We start from the raw sequence: 19,388 nt of genomic DNA, 5'->3' as shown, positions 1-19,388 counted from the left end.
CCGCAACGAGGAGGACACATGACGGCAACGAGCGCGGCGGAGCCGACGGAGGCGACGGAGAGCTTCCGGGCCGCCCGCGACTTCCTGCTCCGGCACCGGTCGGACTACGACACGGCGTACGCGGAATTCGCCTGGCCCCGCCCCGAACGGTTCAACTGGGCGCTCGAATGGTTCGACGTCATCGCCGCGGGCAACGACCGCACCGCCCTGCACATCGTCGAGGAGGACGGCACCGAGACGCGGCTGAGCTTCGCCGAGATGTCCGGCCGTTCCCACCGGGTGGCCAACTGGCTGCGCGCGCGGGGCGTCCGGGCCGGCGACCGGATGATCGTCATGCTCGGCAACCAGGTCGAGCTGTGGGAGACCATGCTCGCCGCGATGAAGCTGCGCGCCGTCGTCATCCCCGCCACCCCGCTGCTCGGCCCCGCCGACCTGCGCGACCGGGTGGACCGCGGCCGGGCCGCCCACGTGCTCGTCCGGGCGGAGGACACCGCCAAGTTCGCCGACGTGCCCGGCGCGTACACGCGCATCGCGGTCGGCGGCGACGGGGCCGACTGGCTCGCCTACGAGCGGGCGTACGAGGAGTCCCCGGACTTCACGCCCGACGGCGTCACCTCCGCCGACGACCCGCTGATGCTCTACTTCACCTCCGGTACCACGGCCCGCCCGAAGCTGGTCGAGCACACGCACACCTCGTACCCGGTCGGGCACCTGGCGACGATGTACTGGATCGGCCTCAAGCCCGGCGACGTCCATCTCAACATCTCCTCACCCGGCTGGGCCAAGCACGCCTGGTCCAACCTCTTCGCCCCGTGGAACGCCGAGGCGACCGTCTTCATCCACAACTACACGCGCTTCGACCCGGCCCGCCTCATGGCCGAGATGGACCGGCACGGCGTCAGCAGCTTCTGCGCCCCGCCCACCGTCTGGCGCATGCTCATCCAGGCCGACCTCGGCCAGCTGGCCGCCCCGCCCCGCGAGGTCGTCGCCGCCGGAGAACCGCTCAACCCCGAGGTCATCGAGAGCGTCCGGCGGGCCTGGGGCGTCACCATCCGGGACGGCTTCGGCCAGACCGAGACCGCCGTCCAGGTCTCCAACAGCCCGGGCCAGCGGCTCAAGGAGGGCTCCATGGGGCGGCCCAGCCCCGGCTACCGGGTCACCCTCGTCGACCCGGTCACCGGCACGCCCGACGTCGAGGAGGGCGAGATCTGCCTCGACCTGGCCGCCGCCCCCGTCGGCCTCATGACCGGCTACCACGGGGACCCGGAGCGTACGGCCGAGGCCATGGCCGGCGGCTACTACCGCACCGGTGACATCGGTGCGCGGGACGAGGACGGCTACATCACCTACATCGGGCGTGCCGACGACGTGTTCAAGGCGAGCGACTACAAGATCTCGCCCTTCGAGCTGGAGAGCGCGCTCCTGGAGCACGAGGCGGTCGCCGAGGCCGCCGTCGTCCCCGCCCCCGATCCGCTGCGGCTCGCCGTCCCCAAGGCGTACGTCGTCCTCGCGGCGGGCTGGGAGCCGGACGCCGACACCGCGAAGGCGCTCTTCGCGCACTCGCGCGAGGTGCTCGCGCCGTACAAGAGGATCCGCCGGATCGAGTTCGCCGAGCTGCCGAAGACGGTCTCCGGCAAGATCCGGCGCGTGGAGCTGCGCAAGCTCACGGCGGAGGGCCGGACGGGCACCGAATACACCGAGGAGAACCTCGCATGACCGACCGGCCCACGACGACGCCCGCGACCACGACGCCCCCGGCCCCCGCGGCCACGGCCTCCCCACCGGGGAAGACGGCCCCCGCGACCGCTACGCCCGGGAGGACGGCGCCCGCGACCCCGTCGACCAGGACCCCTCAGTCCGCGGCTCACCCGGCCGCCGGGACGTCCGTGCGCCAGACGTCGTCGTACGCGCACGGGGTGTCGGACACGGCGCTCCTCGGCGACACGATCGGCGCCAACCTCGACCGGGCCGTCGCGGCGTGGCCCGAGCGCGAGGCGCTGGTCGACGTGCCCACCGGGCGTCGCTGGACCTACGGCCGGTTCGGAGCCGATGTCGCCCGGCTGGCCGACGCCCTGCTCGGCAGCGGGGTCGTCAAGGGTGACCGGGTCGGCATCTGGGCGGTCAACTGCGCCGAGTGGGTGCTCGTGCAGTACGCCACGGCCCGCATCGGCGCGGTCATGGTGAACATCAACCCGGCTTATCGGGCGCATGAGTTGGAGTACGTCCTCAACCAGGCCGGCGTCTCCCTGCTGTTCGCCACTCCGGCGCACAAGACCAGCGACTACCGGGCGATGGTCGAGCAAGTGCGGTCATCCTGCCCGCGGTTGCGGGAGACGGTCTATTTCGGGGAGCCGAGCTGGGACGAGTTCTTCGCACGCCGGGCGCCGGAGGGAGTGGTGCCGGAGGGGCTGTCCTGCGACGAACCGGTCAACATCCAGTACACGTCCGGGACGACGGGCTTCCCGAAGGGGGCCACCCTCTCCCATCACAACATCCTCAACAACGGCTACTTCGTCGGCGAGATGATCGCCTACAGCGAGCAGGACCGGATCTGCATCCCGGTGCCCTTCTACCACTGCTTCGGCATGGTCATGGGCAATCTCGCGGCCACCTCGCACGGTGCCTGCATGGTGATCCCGGCGCCTTCCTTCGACCCGGCCGCCACCCTGCGGGCGGTGCAGGAAGAGCGCTGCACGTCGCTGTACGGCGTACCGACGATGTTCATCGCCGAGCTGAACCTCCCCGACTTCGCCTCGTACGACCTGTCCACGCTCCGCACCGGCATCATGGCCGGCTCACCGTGCCCGGTGGAGGTGATGAAGCGGGTCGTCGCCGAGATGAACATGGCCGAGGTGTCCATCTGTTACGGCATGACCGAGACGTCGCCGGTCTCCACGCAGACCCGGCGCGACGACGACCTGGAACGGCGCACCGGCACGGTCGGCCGGGTCATGCCGCACGTCGAGGTCAAGGTCGTCGACCCGGCGACCGGCCTGACGGTCGAGCGCGGCACGGCCGGCGAGCTGTGCACCCGCGGCTACAGCGTGATGCTCGGCTACTGGGACGAGCCGGAGAAGACCGCGGAGGCGATCGACGCGGGCCGCTGGATGCACACCGGGGACCTCGCGGTGATGCGCGAGGACGGCTACGTGCAGATCGTGGGCCGCATCAAGGACATGATCATCCGAGGTGGCGAGAACGTGTACCCGCGGGAGATCGAGGAGTTCCTGTACGCCCATCCCAAGATCGCGGACGTCCAGGTCGTCGGGATCCCGGACGAGCGCTTCGGCGAGGAGATCCTCGCCTGCGTCATCCCGCGCGACCCCGCCGACCCCCCGACCCTGGACGACGTCACGGCCTTCTGCCGCGACCGCCTGGCCCACTACAAGATCCCGCGTCGCGTGGAGGTCCTGACGGAGTTCCCGATGACGGTCAGCGGCAAGGTGCGGAAGGTGGAGCTCCGGGTGCGGTTCGGCACGGAGGGGGAACGGGAGGGCGGGGGGAGGTAGGGCGTCTGGGCCGGGGAGCCCGGTGGGGTCGGCGGGGCGTCGTCCGGGCCGGGGAGCCCGGTGGGGCCGTCAGGGCGTCCGGGCCGGGGTGCCAGGGGTGCCAGGGGGGCCGGTAGGGCCTCTGGGTCGGGGGCCAGTGGGGCCGGTAGGACTGTTGGGTCCGGTGGGGCGGGTTGGCCCGGCGGGGCCGGGTCGGCAGGCCCCGCTCCCCGCCGGCTCCCCGGGCCGTCAGACCAGGGCCGTCACCTCGCGGCGCATGCAGACGCGGGGCCAGGCGGCCAGCCCGTGGGTGGCTTCGGCCCGGCTGATCGCGCGCAGGCCCTCGGTGAGCGCGGGGTCGCCGTCGTCGAGGCGGCGGAAGCCGATCCGCGTGTAGTACGGGGCGTTCCACGGCACCTCGGCGAAGGTGGTGAGGGTGAGCGCCGCCAGGCCCTGTGCGCGGGCGGCACTCGCCAGGTGCTCGATGAGCGCCCGTCCGACACCCCGGCGGGCGGCGTCCGGGTGCACGGAGACCTGCTCGATGTGGGCGGCGCCGTCGACGGTGTCCGTGAGGAGATACGCGACGGTGCGGTCGCCCTCGTCCACCGCCACCCAGGCCCGCCCGGCGCTGCGGTAGCCCTCCAGGACCTCCAGGGAGAGGGGTTCGTCGTCGGCGATCTCTTCCATCCCGAGGGGGCGGAAGGCCTCGCCCGCGGCGCGTTCGATGTCCTGGAGCATGGGGAGTTCGGCCGCTGTGGCCACTCGGATGCGCATACGCCAGTATGGCGCGGTCTCGGCCGGGGCGGGTGTCGACAGGGGTACGAGGGCCCCCCGACGCGCAGGGGCCGGGCGCGCCGCACGGCGGCAGGTGCGGCGGCCCCGGGTCGGGTTCCTGCCCGGTCCGGGCTCGGGCTAGGCCCCGGCCCACACCCGGCTCCTGCCCCGTACCCGGCTCCGGCTCCAGCCCGGCCTCGGCCCCGTACCCGGCTCCGGCTCCAGCCCCGGCCCCGCACCCGGTCTCGGCCCCGTCCCGCCCCGCTCCGATCAGGCCCGTACAACCCGGTGTCCCGTCCCCGCCCCCGGGGACCGCCCCCGGACCGCCCCAAGACCGGCCCTCGGGGCGGGTCGCCGGGAACGGGCCGCCGGGACCGGATCGCGGGGTGTCAGTCGGGCGTGCCGCTCGTGCAGGCCGGGCCGTTGTCCGGGTTCCAGCCGCGCCCGGTCGCGTAGCCGTCCTCGCGGTTGCCGCGGCGACCCAGGAGGCCGCCGTCTCGGGAGAAGTGCGGCAGGAACATGGCGAGCGCAGGGTCGCCGTACAGGGCCACGTACAGCAGCACGTCACGGCCGTCCGTCACCTCGCGCCGGTGCGCCGGCAGCGGGTGCCGGGCGCGGAGGTTCGCGAGCAGCCGCCGGGCTCCGCGCGTCGTCGGCGGTACGCACAGAAGGGCCGCCGCGGCCAGCACCGGAATCGCCCCCAGCGCCAGCGCGGGGCCTGAGGCGCCGGTCGTCAGCAGGCCGGCGGCGACCGTCGGCGGGACCAGCCCCAGGAGGAGTCTGGCCGCTTTCAGCTTGCCGGGCGGGCGGAGCAGTCCCGTCCTGCCCAGTTCCCCGCGCAGCGCGTCCAGCGCCTGCCGCGCCTTCGGGCGTGTGGCCAAGACCCGCAGGGCCAGCGCTCGTTGGAGCGATCGGTGCACGCCCAGCTGCAGCGGATCACGCGTGCGCCCGGCCCCGCCGTTGGCGCGAATCGTCCCCCTGCGCCCCGCCGCCACCGCGCCGCGCTGGTGCAGGGCGACCAGGGCCACGGTCACCGCCGCCCGCGGGCCACCGCGCAGGAGCGCGAGCGCCTGCGGGGGCAGCTCCGGCCGCTCCTGGCTGCGGGTACGCAACAACAGCCCCGCCAGCACGAGTTGACCGACCGCCGCCCCCAGGAACCACCACATCCCCATCGTCATGGTGTTCACCCCCCGAGGGTGTTGTGCCCGGGGGAGGGGTGATCGTCACGTGCGAATGGCCGAAATACTTAGGGCGCTCCGGTGGTGAGCAGCTCGCCGGCCGGTGCGTTGACGGGTTGCGGCGTGCCCGTGAGGTCCAGCACGAAGAGCGGGATGCCGAGGCCTTCGGCGCGCTCGTGCGCCTCGGGGGTGTAACCCGCCAGGGAGAAGTAGACGCTCACCGCCGAGTTGCTGAGACCGTTGAGCCACAGGCACTCCACGGCCCGCAGTCCGGTCGGCCGCGTGCTCGGATCGACCTGCGCCACCAGCCCGGGGCCGCGGAGGTCCACGGCCGACGCCGAGCGCTCCTCGGGCTGCACGACGTCCTTGAACCCCAGCCATCGCAGATAGCCGGCGGACGCCGCCACCGCGTCCCGCGCCGTCCGGATCGTCACCGGCCGGAACGCGGAGCGCGCGGCCGCCGGGCCGGGGGCCGGACGGGACGGCGCGGGCGGAGGCGGGGGCAGCGGGGAGGGGTGTCTGCGCGCGAAGGAGGCGGGGTGCGCGTCGGGGGCGACCGTCTCCAGGTCAGGGCGTGGGTCAGGGCCGGGGGCGGGTTCGGCCGCGGGGTGCGGGTCGAGGGCGGCGTCAGGCCCGTGGCCCTCGTCCCGCCCGGACCCGTACCCGTCGCCGCCACCTGGGACGTCGGGCTCGGTGCCGGTGCCGGTGCCGGTGCCGAGGGCGCCGCCCGTGTCCGTCCCCGCACCCGTCTCGGGCAGGTCTGCGGCGCCCGTGCCCCGGCCCGTACCCGCCGGGGGCGCGTCCGCCGCCACGGCGCCCCGTTCCGTACCGTCCGCACTCCCGCCGGTGCCGGCCCGCCCGGCGCCCGCGTCCGCCTGTCCGTCCGATGCCGCGGCCCGGGGCGGGGGGTACGCCGCCGCCTCTCCCGTGCCGGCCGCCGGAGCGGCTCCGGGGGCTGTCCCCGGCCCGGCCGGCTCCTCCCGCCCCCCGGGCTCCTCCACCGGCACCCGCAGCACCGCGCCGCACGGGCAGCCGACCTCCGGGTGGGGCCAGTCCGAGGCGCGGGCGCAGGCGGGGCAGTGGACGGTGACCCATTCGTCGGACCAGTTGCGGTGGGTGATGGGGGCGGCGACGGCGCCCGCGATCACCGGGGGCGCGATCGGGCGGCCGCAGGAGCAGGGGAACGCGGGCGCCGCGTAGCGCAGTGTGCGGAGGCACTCCGGGCAGCGCACCTGTACCGACTCACCCACACCGAACCCCCTCTGCGTCGTGCGTCCCCATCGTCCACCCATCAGGCCGTTCGAGGGGGCGACTTCGGCCATCCCGTGCGCGGCGGCCCGTTTGGTCCCTCGCGCGGCCCGGCGGCTGCCCACTCGGCGGGACTCTCTTGACGCCTCTCCGCCCCCCGACCTACATTGCTTCCGTATAGCAGAACAGTACTTCCGCATTATGGAAACCGCGCCGAAAAGGCCCCGAAGAGGAGCACTCCCATGCCTCGTATGACCGCCGCCGCAGCGGCCGTTGAGATCCTCAAGCGCGAAGGCGTCACCAACGCGTTCGGCGTGCCCGGTGCGGCGATCAACCCCTTCTACCGCGAGCTCAAGAACGTCGGCGGGATCGGCCACACGCTGGCCCGCCACGTCGAAGGCGCCTCCCACATGGCCGAGGGCTACACCCGCGCCAAGGCCGGCAACATCGGCGTCTGCATCGGGACGTCCGGCCCCGCCGGCACCGACATGATCACCGGCCTGTACTCGGCGATCGCCGACTCGATCCCGATCCTGTGCATCACGGGCCAGGCCCCGGTCTCGAAGCTCCACAAGGAGGACTTCCAGGCCGTCGACATCGCCACGATCGCCAAGCCGGTCACCAAGGCCGCGACGACCGTCCTGGAGGCCGCGCAGGTCCCGGGCGTCTTCCAGCAGGCCTTCCACCTGATGCGCTCCGGCCGTCCCGGCCCGGTCCTCATCGACCTGCCGATCGACGTCCAGCTGACCGAGATCGAGTTCGACCCGGAGACCTACGAGCCGCTGCCGGTCTACAAGCCGTCCGCGACCCGTGCGCAGGCCGAGAAGGCGCTGACCTTCCTCCTGGAGTCCGAGCGCCCGCTGATCGTCGCCGGTGGCGGCATCATCAACGCCGACGCCTCCGACCTGCTGGTCGAGTTCGCCGAGCTGACGAACATCCCCGTCATCTCCACCCTCATGGGCTGGGGCACCATCCCGGACGACCACCCGCTGGCCGCAGGCATGGTCGGCGTCCAGACCGCCCACCGCTACGGCAACGCCACGTTCCTGGAGTCGGACTTCGTCCTGGGCATCGGCAACCGCTGGGCCAACCGTCACACCGGCTACAACATGGAGGCCTACACCAAGGGCCGGAAGTTCGTCCACGTCGACATCGAGCCGACCCAGCTCGGCAAGATCTTCGCCCCGGACTACGGCATCGCCTCCGACGCCAAGGTCGCCCTGGAGCTCTTCGTCGCGATCGCCGAGGAGTGGAAGGCCGCGGGCAGGCTCCCCGACTTCTCCGCCTGGGCCGACTCCGCGCAGGAGCGCAAGGCCACCCTGCAGCGCCGTACGCACTTCGACGACATCCCGATGAAGCCGCAGCGCGTCTACGAGGAGATGAACAAGGCCTTCGGCCCGGACACGCGCTACGTCACCACCATCGGTCTCTCGCAGATCGCCGCCGCGCAGTTCCTGCACGTCTACAAGCCGCGCCACTGGATCAACTGCGGCCAGGCCGGCCCGCTCGGCTGGACGATCCCGGCCGCCATCGGTGCCGCCACCGCCGACCCGGAGACCCCGGTCGTCGCCCTCTCCGGCGACTACGACTTCCAGTTCATGATCGAGGAGCTGGCGGTCGCCGCCCAGCACAAGGTCCCCTACGTCCACGTCCTCGTGAACAACGCCTACCTGGGTCTGATCCGGCAGGCGCAGGGCGGTCTCGGCATCAACTTCGAGGTCAACCTCGAGTTCGAGAACATCAACACCCCGGAGCTCGGCGTCTACGGCGTCGACCACGTCAAGGTCGCCGAGGGCCTGGGCGTCAAGGCGATCCGCGTCGAGGACCCGAACAAGCTCGGCGAGGCCCTGGAGCAGGCCAAGAAGCTGGCCGTCGAGTTCCAGGTCCCGGTCGTCGTCGAGGCGATCCTGGAGCGCATCACCAACATCGCGATGAGCAAGACGGTCGACATGAGCGACGTCACGGAGTTCGAGGAGCTGGCCACCGAGCCGGGCCACGCGCCCACCGCGATCAAGGCCCTCCAGGTCTGAACCACCCCGGCCGGGCCCGCCCGGCCGGCTGACACGCAGCGGCCTCCGCCCCGCCGAGCACCGGGGTGGAGGCCGTCCGCGGCCCCTGGGGCCCGCGCCCTGACGCGCGTCGCCCGCCGGGCCGCCGCCGCCCGTCAGGCCTGCGCCCGTACCAGCACCGCGCCCGCCTCCGTCCAGTCGTACAGCACCGAGCGCCCGGCCCGCCTCCGGCGTACGAGTCCGGCGTCCAGCAGCACCTTCAGGTGCCGTCCCACCGAGCCGAGGCCCTGGCCCGTCAGCGCCACCAACTGGCTGGTGGACTTGGGGGATCCGAGGCGTACGAGGACACCCGCGCGGGCCGCACCGAGCAGGGCTCCCAGCGCCTCGGGCACCGCCGGGCCGGTGACGTCCGCCAGGGCGCCGTCGCACGGGTACACGATCGCGAACCGCGCCGAGCCCTCCCACGACACCCAGCCCGTCGCCGGAGTCACCGGCACGAACAGCAGCCGGCCGCCGTCCACCGAACGCGGCGGATACTCCCGGGTGTTGACCTGCAGCCTGCCCTCCCCGAGCCAGCGCGTCCGGCCCGGGCACAGTTCGTCGAGCGCCGCCGCCCAGCCGTCGCGGGCCAGCCGCGCGGTGCGCGCCACCACATCGGCCTCCACGACCTGGCGCCGCCGCGGCCAGTCGGGACGTACGGTCTCCCGCCACACCCACTCCAGGACGTCCGCCATCCGCCGGGGCAGGTCGTGTCGCGTGCGCAGCGCCTCCGGTACGGACCCGCCCACCGCCACCTCCAACTGCGGCACGGCGTCGCGTGGTTCGGCGTCGCGGACGGCCGCGACCTCCTCCTCGAAGGACTGCTCGCCCTCGCCCAGGGGGGTCGGCGTCAGGAAGTCCGCGTTCCACGTGGGCCCGAGCGCCGCGCGGACGAGCAGCGCGTCCAGCGGCTCGGCGGCCAGGCGTTCCCGGTACGCGGGCAGGTGAGCGGCCAGCCAGGCGCGTTCGCCGACGTGGGCGCCGGCCGCCGCGTGCAGGGTCTTGAGCGCCGCGATCGTCTCGGCCAGCGGCGAGACGACGAAACGGCTCCCGGCCAGGGAGTCCGTACCGATCCGCCACCAGCCCACCGCGCCCCGCCCCTTCCTTTCGCGCCGCCGCGAAACAATACCGGCGCCGCCCCGCCCGCTCCGAGACTCCCGGCATGCCCCGCTACCGCGATCTCTTCCGCACCCCCGAGTTCACCCCGCTCTTCCTCGTCGGTGCGGCCCAGGTCGCCGCACAGACCGTCTCCGGTCTGGGACTCGCCACCCTCGTCTTCCGTGCCACGCACTCCCCGCTGCTCTCCGCCCTCGCGATGTTCGGCCCGGCCCTCGCCCAGCTCGCCGGGGCCGTCACCCTGCTCTCGGCGGCCGACCGGCTGCCGCCCCGCGCCGCGCTCGCGGGCGTCGCCCTCGCCTTCGCGGCCGGCACCGCGGCCCAGGCCGTTCCCGGCGTGCCGGTCGGCGCCGTCTTCGTGATCCTGTTCGTGCAGGGCCTCGTGGGCTCGGTCGGCGGCGGCGTGCGCTACGGGCTGCTCACCGAGATCCTGCCGCGCGAGCGCCTTCTGATCGGGCGCTCGGTGCTCAACACGGCCGTCGGCGTCTGCCAGGTCGCCGGCTTCGCCACCGGCGGGGTGCTGCTCGCGCTGCTCTCCCCGCGCGGCACCCTGCTGACCGGCGCCGCGCTGTATCTGACCGCCGCCCTGCTCGCCCGCCGGGGGTTGTCCCGGCGGGCCCCGCGCACCGCCGGCCGGGCCTCGGCCGCCGAGACCTGGCGCACCAACGCCCGGCTGTGGGCATCACGTCCGCGACGGCTGGTCTACCTCGCCCTGTGGGTGCCCAACGGTCTGATCGTCGGCTGCGAGTCGCTCTTCGTCTCCTACGCGCCGGAGCGGGCCGGACTGCTCTTCGCCTGCGCCGCGCTCGGGATGCTGGCGGGGGACATCGCGATCGGGGGGTTCGTCCCGGCCCGGTGGCGGGGCCGGCTGGCCGCACCGCTGCAGGCACTGCTCGCGGCCCCGTACCTGGTCTTCGTGCTGGATCCCGGCCTGCCGCTCGCGCTGGCGGCGGTCGCGGTGTCCGCGGTCGGCTACAGCGCGAGCCTGCTCCACCAGGAGCGGCTGACCGCCCTGGTCCCCGGGGGGCTCAGCGGCCACGCGCTGGGGCTGCACGCCTCGGGCATGCTCGCCCTCCAGGGCCTCGGTGCGGCCCTCGCCGGCGGCCTCGCCCAGCTGACCTCGCCCCGGACGGCGATGGCCCTGCTGGCGGTGGCCTCTCTGGCCGTCACCCTGGTGCTCGTCCTCAGCGCCGCGCCGCCGGGCGCACCCCGACCGTCTCCGCGCCGCGTGCGCCGGCGAGCCGCCTGACCGTCGCCGGCGCGACCGCGAGCGGCACGACGGGGCGGGTCACGGTGGCCGGTCACGGTGGCGGCGCGGGCGGGCCGCGGTGGCGGGGGACCGGAGCCCGCGGCCGGGGCGCGGGGGGCGGTGCCCGTGTGGCGTCGCACGACGCCGTACGGAAGCAAAAGGAAGAGCGCGGAACCAGGGACCGTAAACCTGGTTCCGCGCTCTCGTTGGTGACCGCCCGACGGTGCGAGGCTGGCGCGACAGGACGTTCGCGCCGCCGGGCGGAGTCGTGGCCCCCTTCCGTGCGAGAAGGGGGGCGTTGGGACCGCGGTGGTACCGACGGACGCTCCGGCCGGTCCCCTTCCTTCAGGTCAGGAAGGGGGACCGGAGGCCCTTACCACCGCACTGGCTCGGTGCCACCGCGGTCCTCACGCTGTCCGGATCGCCGACCACCCCTCATCCGGGCCGGCGATCCGGACCGCGTACGGTCACTGACCTCCCGTCAGGTGCCGTACGCAGTCAGGGTGTCGGAGGATCAGTCCTCGCGCAGGGCGCGGACGGCCTCCTCGACGCGCCGGCCGTACTCGGCGTCGGCGGCGGCGAAGTGGGCGATGTTCTTCTCGATGATGTCCTCGCGGGAGACCTGGGAGAGGCCGCCGGCGATGTTGGCGACCAGGCGGGCCTTCTCGTCCTCGGACATCAGGCGGTAGAGCTCACCGGCCTGGAAGAAGTCGTCGTCCTTGACGTGCTGCGGGGCCTCGTGGGTGCCGGTCCAGCCGTGGATGGCGAGCGGCGCGGCCAGCGGGGCGTCGGTCTGGCGCGGACCGGAGTACGAGTTGGGCTCGTAGTTCTTGTCGTGGCGCGAGCCGTTGCGGGTGGCCATGAAGCCGTCGCGGCCGTAGTTGTCGGCCGTGGTCGCCTTGGGGGCGTTGACCGGCAGCTGGGTGTGGTTCACGCCGAGGCGGTAGCGGTGGGCGTCCGCGTAGGCGAAGAGGCGGCCCTGGAGCATCTTGTCCGGCGAGGGGCCGATGCCCGGGACGAAGTTGTTCGGGGAGAACGCGGCCTGCTCGACCTCGGCGAAGACGTTGTCCGGGTTGCGGTCCAGGACCAGACGGCCCACGCGCTGCAGCGGGTAGTCGCCGTGCGGCCACACCTTGGTGAGGTCGAAGGGGTTGAAGCGGTAGTCCGCGGCCTCGGCGGCCGGCATGACCTGCACGTAGAGGGTCCAGGACGGGGTCACACCGCGCTCGATGGACTGCAGCAGGTCGGTCTGGTGCGAGTTGGCGTCCTTGCCGACGAGCTCGGCGGCCTGCTCGGCGGAGAGGGAACGGATGCCCTGGTTCGTCTTGAAGTGGTACTTGACGAAGAAGGCCTCGCCCGCCTCGTTGGTCCACTGGTAGGTGTGCGAGCCGTAGCCGTTCATGTGCCGGTACGAGGCCGGGATGCCGCGGTCGCCCATGAGCCAGGTCACCTGGTGGGTCGCCTCGGGGGAGTGCGCCCAGAAGTCCCAGACGTTGTCCGGCTCCTGCTTGCCCGTGAAGGGGTCACGCTTCTGGGAGTGGATGAAGTCGGGGAACTTGATCGGGTCCTTGATGAAGAACACCGGGGTGTTGTTGCCGACGAGGTCGTAGTTGCCCTCTTCGGTGTAGAACTTCAGCGCGAAGCCGCGCGGGTCGCGGACCGCGTCCGCGCCGCCGAGCGAGTCGGCCACGGTGGAGAAGCGCAGGAAGGTCTCGGTCTTCTTGCCGACCTCGGAGAGGAAGGCGGCCTTCGTGTAGGCCGTGACGTCGTCGGTCACCTCGAAGTAGCCGTACGCGCCGGAGCCGCGGGCGTGCACCACGCGCTCCGGGATGCGCTCACGGTTGAAGCGCGCGAGCTTCTCCAGCAGGTGCTGGTCCTGCAGGAGGACGGGGCCACCGACGCCGGCGGTGGCGGAGTTCTGGTTGTCGGCGACCGGGGCGCCGGACTCGGTCGTAAGCACGCGCTTCGACATGGTGGACCTTCCTGAGCTGCACTGCCGAGTGTGGGAGTGCTCTGGAGCGTAGGTACGCCCCGCGAACATCGTCAACAGTTTGTTGAAAAAGAAGTGTGGTGTTCCGGACGGCGGCGGCGCCTGGGCGCGACAGGACAGTTGTCAGCGCCGCCGCCGCCCGGAAATCTGGGCCCCGTCGGGACGGGGAGCCGGGTCAGACCTGCTGGCCGGAGAGACGCTCGACGGCGCGCAGCAGGGCCGAGTGGTCCAGGCCGCCGTCACCCTGCGCACGCAGGGAGGCGACGAGCTGGGCGACCACGGCGCCGACCGGGAGGGCCGCGCCGACGTTGCGGGCGGCGTCGGTGACGATGCCCATGTCCTTGTGGTGCAGGTCGATCCGGAAGCCGGGCTTGAAGTCCCGGTTCAGGAAGTTGTCCTTCTTGCGGGTCAGGACCGTGGAGCCGGCCAGCCCGCCGTTGAGGACGTCCAGGGCGGCCTGGAGGTTCACGCCGGACTTCTCGAGGAAGACGACGGCCTCGGCGCAGGCCTGGATGTTGACCGCGACGATGAGCTGGTTGGCGGCCTTCACCGTCTGGCCGGAGCCGTGCGGGCCGCACAGGACGATGACCTTGCCGAGGGCCTCGAGGATCGGGAGGGCCTCGTCGAAGTCGGCCTGCTCGCCGCCCACCATGATCGAGAGCACGGCCTCGATGGCGCCGGCCTCGCCGCCGGAGACGGGGGCGTCGATGACGCGGATGCCCTTCTCCTTGGCGTTCTTCGCCAGGTCGACCGAGGTCTGCGGGGTGATCGACGACATGTCGATGACCAGGGCGCCCGACCTGGCGTTCTCCAGGATGCCCTCGGGGCCGTAGGAGATGGCCTCGACCTGCGGGGAGGCGGGCACCATCGTGATGATGACGTCGGCGTCCTTGACGGCCTCGGCGATCGAGCCGGCCGCGGTGCCGCCGGCGGCGGCCAGGCGCTCCAGCTTGTCCTGCTCGAGGGTGAAGCCGGTGACGGAGTAGCCGGCCTTGATCAGGTTCTCGGACATGGGGGAGCCCATGATGCCGAGACCGATCCACGCGATCTTGGGGAGGTTGCTCATTGGGGAGGGTCCTTCTCTGAAGCTTCGTACGAAAAGGGCGGGGGGTCGCCTGGCGGAACGCCCGGACTCACTTGGCGGCGCGCGCCTCGGCGGGCAACCATGCGAAGGACGAGGCGGCTTCGGCGGCCTTGTACTCCAGGCCCACCCAGCCGTCGTAGCCGGCCTTCTTCAGCTCGTCGAGCAGCTGCTCGAGCGGGAGTTCGCCGGTGCCCGGGGCGCCACGGCCCGGCATGTCGGCGATCTGGACGTGGCCGGTCCTGTCGGCGTACCGCGCGATGACCTGGCTGACGTCCTCGCCGTTCATGGCCAGGTGGTAGATGTCGAGCAGGAACTTGGCGTTCCCGAGGCCCGTGGCCGCGTTGACCCTGTCGACGATCTCGATCGCGGAGGGGGCGCTCACCAGCGGGTAGAGCGGCGACTCCGGCTTGTTCAGGGTCTCGATCAGCAGGATCGCGCCGACCCGGTCGGCCGCGCGGGCGGCCAGGACCAGGTTCTCCAGGGCGAGTTCGTCCTGGACGGCCGGGTCCACACCCTCGACGCGGTTGCCGTAGAGCGCGTTGAGCGCCTTGCAGCCGACCGAGGCGGCGAAGTCCGCCGCGATGTCGATGTTGGTGCGGAAGCGGTCCGACTCCTGGCCGGGCACGGAGACCGCGCCGCGGTCCGGGCCGGGGAGCCGGCCGGCGTAGAAGTTCAGGCCCACCAGCTGGGTGCCGGCGTCCTCAAGAGCCTTCTTGAGGGCGTCGAGCTCACTCTGGTCGGGGGTGGCGGTGTCGATCCAGGGCCACCACAGCTCGACCGCGGTGAAGCCCGCCGCGGCGGCGGCCGCGGGGCGCTCCAGGAGCGGGAGTTCCGTGAAGAGGATCGACAGGTTCACATCGAAGCGCTGGTCCGTGTATCCCATGAGGGGCGGCGCTCCTTCCGTATTGCGGAAGTAAGTTTCTGTCTGACGGAATGTTGCAAGCAGACCGTCCGGCTTGTCAAGAGGACCCCGCAGGTCCGGGGCTCCCGCGGGCCGCGAAGGGCCCGTAGCGTGGGGGGCATGGTGCGTTTGAGAGTGGAGTTCACGACCGAGCCGTTCGACCTCGACGAGGCGCCGGCGCACGCGGTCGTGGCTCGTGAGGTCATCCAGTCGGCCGCGCTGGACGCGGTCGACGTGGGGCCCTTCGGCAATACGGCGGAAGGCGGCGCCGACGAGGTGCTCACCGCGGTGGACGCGCTGCTGCGCCGGTCCCTCGCGGCCGGGGCCACCCGGGTGTCGCTGCAGGTCAACGTGATCGGCGAGGCGATCGGTGATGTGGACCGCGAGGGGGAGAAGTGACGGAGCACCCCTTGGTCGCGGCGGTGAAGCCGCTGGTCGACGCCATGGGCGCCGAGATCCTGGTGCCGGAGCAGGCGGGGGTCGACGACGTGGTCCTCGCCTGGGAGGGCGAGGACGTGCTCGCCGTCCGGCTGCCGCAGCTGTCCGAATCGCTGGATCACATTCTGGCCGCGATGGAACGACGGCACGGAATGCCGCTCTCCGCGCTCGACCGCAAGAGCAAGCAGGAGGTCGTGCGGATCCTGGAGGCACGCGGTGCCTTCTCGGTGCGCCACGGGGTGGAGACGGTGGCCGGCGCGCTGGGGGTCAGCCGCTTCACCGTGTACAACTACCTGAACAGGGAGACCGCCCTGAACAGGGAAAAGGCCCCCAAGGACGCGTAGTTGATCATGTGGGGCCGGAAGCCGTCGTCCAGATGTCGGGACGACGGCTTTTGTATGGCCGAGTTTTCAACAAAGTGTTGACGTGGTGTTGCGGAGGGCGTTAGCTATCCGCAGCCCGTCCGACGCACAGCGAAAAACAGCCACGGAGGCTTCCCGTGACTTCAGGTACGACCTCGGGTCTGACCCGGTTCAACACCTCGGCGGACGGCGACGCCGTCGCCGCACTCCACGAGGTGTGCTCCAGCTCGGCGTGGGGGAGCAAGCTTCTCGCCCAGCGCCCGTTTGCCACCGTCGAAGCCCTCTTCCTCGCCAGTGACGCCGCCATGGCCGAGCTGACCGCCGAGGACCTGGCCGAGGCGATGGCGGGCCACCCGCCGATCGGTCGTCCGAAGGCAGGGGACCCGACCTCCTCCCGCGAGCAGAGCGGGATGGCCGACTCCTCCGCGGAACTCAAGGCCGAGATGCTCGAACTCAACCTGGCCTACCAGGACAGGTTCGGGCACGTCTTCCTCATCTGCGCCACCGGCAAGACCGGCGAGCAGATGCGCGACGCGATCCGCGCACGGATCGAGAACTCGCCCGAGCAGGAGCGGGAGATCGTCCGCACCGAACTGGGCAAGATCAACCGCATCCGTCTGACCCGTCTCGTCGAGACCGAGGAAGAGAACTGATGAGCACCGACACCACCGCCTCGGTGTCCACCCACATCCTGGACACCAGCATCGGCCGTCCGGCCGAGGGCGTGGCCATCACGCTCGCCGCCCGTGCCGGCTCCGACGCGGAGTGGACCGCCCTGGGCGGCTCCGCCACGGACGCCGACGGGCGCTGCAAGGACCTGCCGGCCCTGCCGGAGGGCACCACCCACGTACGTCTCGACTTCCAGACCGAGGCGTATTTCCTGAGCAAGCAGAACAAGCAAGCCGAGGCGCAGCAGGACGCCCCCGCGAATCGGGACAGTGGTACGACCGGAGCGTTCTTCCCGGAGGTGGCGATCACGTTCGCCGTCGTGCCGGGCGAGCACTACCACGTGCCGCTGCTGCTCAACCCGTTCGGCTACTCCGTTTACCGAGGGAGCTAGCAGACATGCCCACGATTCTCGGCCAGAACCAGTACGGCAAAGCAGAGAACCGCGTCGTCAAGATCACGCGCGACGGCGGGACGCACCACATCAAGGACCTGAACGTCTCCGTCGCCCTCTCCGGTGACCTCGACGACGTCCACCTCACCGGCTCCAACGCCAACTGCCTCCCCACCGACACGACGAAGAACACCGTCTTCGCGTTCGCCAAGGAGTACGGCATCGAGTCCGCCGAGCAGTTCGGCATCCACCTGGCCCGTCACTTCGTGACCAGCCAGGAGCCGATCAAGCAGGCGCGGATCCGGATCGAGGAGTACTCCTGGGAGCGGATCGCCAGCTCCGACGCCAACTCCAAGTTCATCGGCTCGGACGAGGTCAACCACTCCTTCGTCCGCAAGGGCCAGGAGACCCGCACCACCCAGATCACCTTCGACGGCGAGAAGTGGCAGGTCATCTCCGGCCTCAAGGACCTCGTCGTCATGAACTCCACCAACTCGGAGTTCTGGGGCTACATCAAGGACAAGTACACCACCCTCAAGGAGGCGTACGACCGGATCCTCGCCACCCAGGTATCGGGTCAGTGGCGGTTCAACTGGTCCGACGACGAGCAGCGGATGCCGAACTGGGAGCGGTCCTACGAGCAGACCAAGAAGCACATGCTCGAGGCCTTCGCGGAGACCTACTCGTACTCGCTGCAGCAGACGCTCTACCAGATGGCCACACGGATCATCAACCACCGTTCGGAGATCGACGAGGTCCGCTTCTCGCTCCCGAACAAGCACCACTTCCTCGTGGACCTCGAGCCCTTCGGCCTGAAGAACGACAACGAGGTCTACTACGCGGCCGACCGCATGTACGGCCTGATCGAGGCCACCATCCTGCGGGACGGCGCCACGGCGCAGATCCCGGTCGACATGACCAACCTCTAAGCGGCACCGAGTGGTCGCCCCCGCCCGTCCCGCAGCCGGGCGGGGGTCCACGACCGGAGGGAAGTTCCATGGCACAGCCCGCACAGGGGCCGGCGACAGCCGAAGGCCCGTGTTCCACCCCGGCGTCCACCCCCGCCTCGGCACCGGCCGAGTGCCACCCCGTGGACGAGAAGCTCCCCGCCTCGCGGCTCGTCCCCGCGGCACTCCAGCACATCGCCGCCATGTACGCGGGCGTCGTCACCCCTCCGCTCATCATCGGCCAGGCCGTCGGCCTGGACACCGCCGGAATGACCCGGCTCATCGCCGCCGGCCTGCTGATCGCCGGCTGCGCCACCATCCTGCAGACCCTCGGCCTCGGCCGCTTCGCCGGAAACCGGCTGCCGTTCGTCAACGCCGCCTCCTCCGCCGGCATCGCGCCGATGCTCGCGATCGCCGAGACCAGCGCCAAGGGTCACCAACTCCCCGCCATCTACGGCGCGGTGATGGTCGCCGGCGTCTTCTGCCTCGCCGTCGGACCCTTCTTCGGACGGCTCCTGCGCTTCTTCCCGCCGCTCGTCACCGGCGTGGTGATCACCCTGATCGGCGTCACCCTGATGCCCGTCCCGGTGGGCTGGGCCCAGGGCGGCGCCCCGGACGCCGCCGACTTCGGCGCCATGAAGTACCTGGCGCTCGCCGCCTTCACCCTGGTCGTCATCCTGCTCTTCCAGCGCTTCGGCAAGGGCTTCGTCAAGCAGATCGCCCTGCTGCTCGGTCTCCTCGTCGGCACGCTCGCCGCGGTCCCCTTCGGCATGGCGGACCTCGCCGCCCTGCGGCAGGCGCCGGTCGCCGCGCTGCCCGCGCCCTTCGCCTTCGGCGCCCCCGAATTCCAGCCCGCCGCGATCCTCTCCCTGTGCATCGTGATGCTGGTCCTCATGACCGAGTCCAGCGCCGGCATGCTCGCCCTCGGCGAGATCTGCGAGCGGCGCAGCGACGGGACGACCATCACCCGCGGCCTGCGCACCGACGGCATCGCCACCCTGCTCGGCCCGGTCTTCGGCGGCTTCCCGACCTCGGCGTTCGCCCAGAACGTCGGCGTCGTGTCGCTGACCCGGGTGCGCAGCCGGTACGTGGTCGCCGTCGCCGGCGGCGCCCTCCTCGTCCTCGGGGCCTTCCCCGTGCTCGGCGCGGTGGTCTCCCTCGTACCGATGCCGGTCCTCGGCGGAGCGGGCATCGTCCTCTTCGGGTCGATCGCCGTCAGCGGCATCCGCACCCTCTCGGAAGCGGGCCTCGACGACAGCTCCAACATCATCCTGGTGGCCGTCGCGCTCGGGGCGGGCATCATCCCGCTCGCCGCTCCCACCTTCTACGCCGGATTCCCCGCCTGGGCGCAGACCGTGCTCGGCTCCGGCATCAGCGCCGGCGCCCTCGTCGCCGTCCTGCTCAACCTGTTCTTCCACCATCTCGGCACCCGGAGCGGCCAGACGGCTCCGGCACTCAAATCTTCCTAGGGTCCTGCCGTGCCCTCCCCCCACGACAGCGGTGTG

17 protein-coding genes are annotated in these 19,388 nt (G+C 71.9%); 10 read left to right on the top strand and 7 right to left on the bottom strand.

The window, feature by feature from the left end; translation table 11 throughout:
- Nucleotides 1-18 precede the first annotated feature (18 nt).
- Together ACGF1Z_RS32965 and ACGF1Z_RS32960 are read left to right on the top strand one after the other, a co-directional pair.
- The gene (locus ACGF1Z_RS32965; protein WP_393009853.1) at nucleotides 19-1,716 is read left to right on the top strand and encodes an AMP-binding protein; all 1,698 of its coding nucleotides are present in this window, start codon (nucleotides 19-21) and stop codon (nucleotides 1,714-1,716) included.
- Between the two features lie 170 nt (nucleotides 1,717-1,886).
- Nucleotides 1,887-3,509, top strand: a complete 1,623-nt coding sequence (locus ACGF1Z_RS32960; protein WP_393009851.1) for an AMP-binding protein — start codon at nucleotides 1,887-1,889, stop codon at nucleotides 3,507-3,509.
- Nucleotides 3,510-3,737: 228 nt separating this feature from the next.
- Here the strand turns inward: ACGF1Z_RS32960 and ACGF1Z_RS32955 are convergent, their stop codons facing one another.
- The 3 genes from ACGF1Z_RS32955 to ACGF1Z_RS32945 form a co-directional block, all read right to left on the bottom strand.
- Nucleotides 3,738-4,262, bottom strand: a complete 525-nt coding sequence (locus tag ACGF1Z_RS32955; RefSeq protein ID WP_393009849.1) for a GNAT family N-acetyltransferase — start codon at nucleotides 4,260-4,262, stop codon at nucleotides 3,738-3,740.
- A gap of 389 nt (nucleotides 4,263-4,651) precedes the next feature.
- Nucleotides 4,652-5,440, bottom strand: a complete 789-nt coding sequence (locus tag ACGF1Z_RS32950) for a TIGR04222 domain-containing membrane protein (RefSeq protein ID WP_393009989.1) — start codon at nucleotides 5,438-5,440, stop codon at nucleotides 4,652-4,654.
- Between the two features lie 68 nt (nucleotides 5,441-5,508).
- Nucleotides 5,509-6,252: a hypothetical protein gene (locus ACGF1Z_RS32945; protein ID WP_393009988.1), complete on the bottom strand. Its 744-nt coding sequence runs from the start codon at nucleotides 6,250-6,252 to the stop codon at nucleotides 5,509-5,511.
- 678 nt (nucleotides 6,253-6,930) lie between these two features.
- Between ACGF1Z_RS32945 and gcl the strand changes: the two genes are divergently transcribed.
- The gene (gene gcl / locus ACGF1Z_RS32940; RefSeq protein ID WP_393009847.1) at nucleotides 6,931-8,718 is read left to right on the top strand and encodes a glyoxylate carboligase; all 1,788 of its coding nucleotides are present in this window, start codon (nucleotides 6,931-6,933) and stop codon (nucleotides 8,716-8,718) included.
- A gap of 134 nt (nucleotides 8,719-8,852) precedes the next feature.
- Here gcl and ACGF1Z_RS32935 read toward each other — a convergent pair whose 3' ends face one another.
- On the bottom strand, nucleotides 8,853-9,824 hold the full coding sequence (locus tag ACGF1Z_RS32935) for an ArsR/SmtB family transcription factor (RefSeq protein ID WP_393009844.1): 972 nt from the start codon (nucleotides 9,822-9,824) through the stop codon (nucleotides 8,853-8,855).
- Between the two features lie 74 nt (nucleotides 9,825-9,898).
- Here ACGF1Z_RS32935 and ACGF1Z_RS32930 point away from each other — a divergent pair, with 74 nt between their 5' ends.
- Nucleotides 9,899-11,101 (top strand): MFS transporter, encoded by a 1,203-nt coding sequence (locus tag ACGF1Z_RS32930; RefSeq protein WP_393009842.1) that lies wholly within the window; start codon nucleotides 9,899-9,901, stop codon nucleotides 11,099-11,101.
- A gap of 514 nt (nucleotides 11,102-11,615) precedes the next feature.
- On the opposite strand, the gene ACGF1Z_RS32925 is transcribed toward ACGF1Z_RS32930, so the two are convergent.
- The 3 genes from ACGF1Z_RS32925 to ACGF1Z_RS32915 form a co-directional block, all read right to left on the bottom strand.
- Entirely contained in the window at nucleotides 11,616-13,073 is a 1,458-nt protein-coding gene (locus tag ACGF1Z_RS32925; RefSeq protein ID WP_393009840.1) for a catalase, read from the bottom strand.
- Between the two features lie 193 nt (nucleotides 13,074-13,266).
- A complete protein-coding gene (locus ACGF1Z_RS32920) occupies nucleotides 13,267-14,157 on the bottom strand; it encodes a 2-hydroxy-3-oxopropionate reductase (protein WP_393009838.1) in 891 nt (296 codons plus the stop codon).
- A 67-nt stretch (nucleotides 14,158-14,224) separates the two neighbouring features.
- The gene (locus ACGF1Z_RS32915) at nucleotides 14,225-15,058 is read right to left on the bottom strand and encodes a TIM barrel protein (protein WP_393009836.1); all 834 of its coding nucleotides are present in this window, start codon (nucleotides 15,056-15,058) and stop codon (nucleotides 14,225-14,227) included.
- Nucleotides 15,059-15,199: 141 nt separating this feature from the next.
- Here ACGF1Z_RS32915 and ACGF1Z_RS32910 point away from each other — a divergent pair, with 141 nt between their 5' ends.
- The 6 genes from ACGF1Z_RS32910 (at nucleotide 15,200) to ACGF1Z_RS32885 (ending at nucleotide 19,352) form a co-directional block, all read left to right on the top strand.
- Nucleotides 15,200-15,475 carry a hypothetical protein gene (locus ACGF1Z_RS32910; RefSeq protein WP_393009986.1) on the top strand — a complete coding sequence of 92 codons (276 nt, stop codon included), beginning with the start codon at nucleotides 15,200-15,202 and terminating at the stop codon, nucleotides 15,473-15,475.
- Nucleotides 15,476-15,519: 44 nt separating this feature from the next.
- Nucleotides 15,520-15,858 (top strand): helix-turn-helix domain-containing protein, encoded by a 339-nt coding sequence (locus ACGF1Z_RS32905; RefSeq protein WP_393009984.1) that lies wholly within the window; start codon nucleotides 15,520-15,522, stop codon nucleotides 15,856-15,858.
- Between the two features lie 155 nt (nucleotides 15,859-16,013).
- Nucleotides 16,014-16,529, top strand: a complete 516-nt coding sequence (uraD, locus tag ACGF1Z_RS32900; protein ID WP_393009834.1) for a 2-oxo-4-hydroxy-4-carboxy-5-ureidoimidazoline decarboxylase — start codon at nucleotides 16,014-16,016, stop codon at nucleotides 16,527-16,529.
- Nucleotides 16,529-16,936, top strand: coding sequence for a hydroxyisourate hydrolase (uraH, locus tag ACGF1Z_RS32895; RefSeq protein WP_393009832.1), 408 nt, complete (start codon nucleotides 16,529-16,531; stop codon nucleotides 16,934-16,936). The genes uraD and uraH overlap by 1 nt, the downstream gene beginning before the upstream one ends.
- 5 nt (nucleotides 16,937-16,941) lie before the next feature.
- Nucleotides 16,942-17,865: a factor-independent urate hydroxylase gene (gene pucL, locus ACGF1Z_RS32890; protein ID WP_393009830.1), complete on the top strand. Its 924-nt coding sequence runs from the start codon at nucleotides 16,942-16,944 to the stop codon at nucleotides 17,863-17,865.
- Between the two features lie 68 nt (nucleotides 17,866-17,933).
- Nucleotides 17,934-19,352, top strand: coding sequence for a nucleobase:cation symporter-2 family protein (locus ACGF1Z_RS32885; protein WP_393009828.1), 1,419 nt, complete (start codon nucleotides 17,934-17,936; stop codon nucleotides 19,350-19,352).
- Nucleotides 19,353-19,388: the final 36 nt, after the last annotated feature.

This window comes from Streptomyces sp. NPDC048018 (assembly GCF_043202995.1).
Classification (GTDB): domain Bacteria; phylum Actinomycetota; class Actinomycetes; order Streptomycetales; family Streptomycetaceae; genus Streptomyces.
Note: the sequence above shows the minus strand (reverse complement) of the source record. Positions and strands in the feature narration are given on the sequence as shown.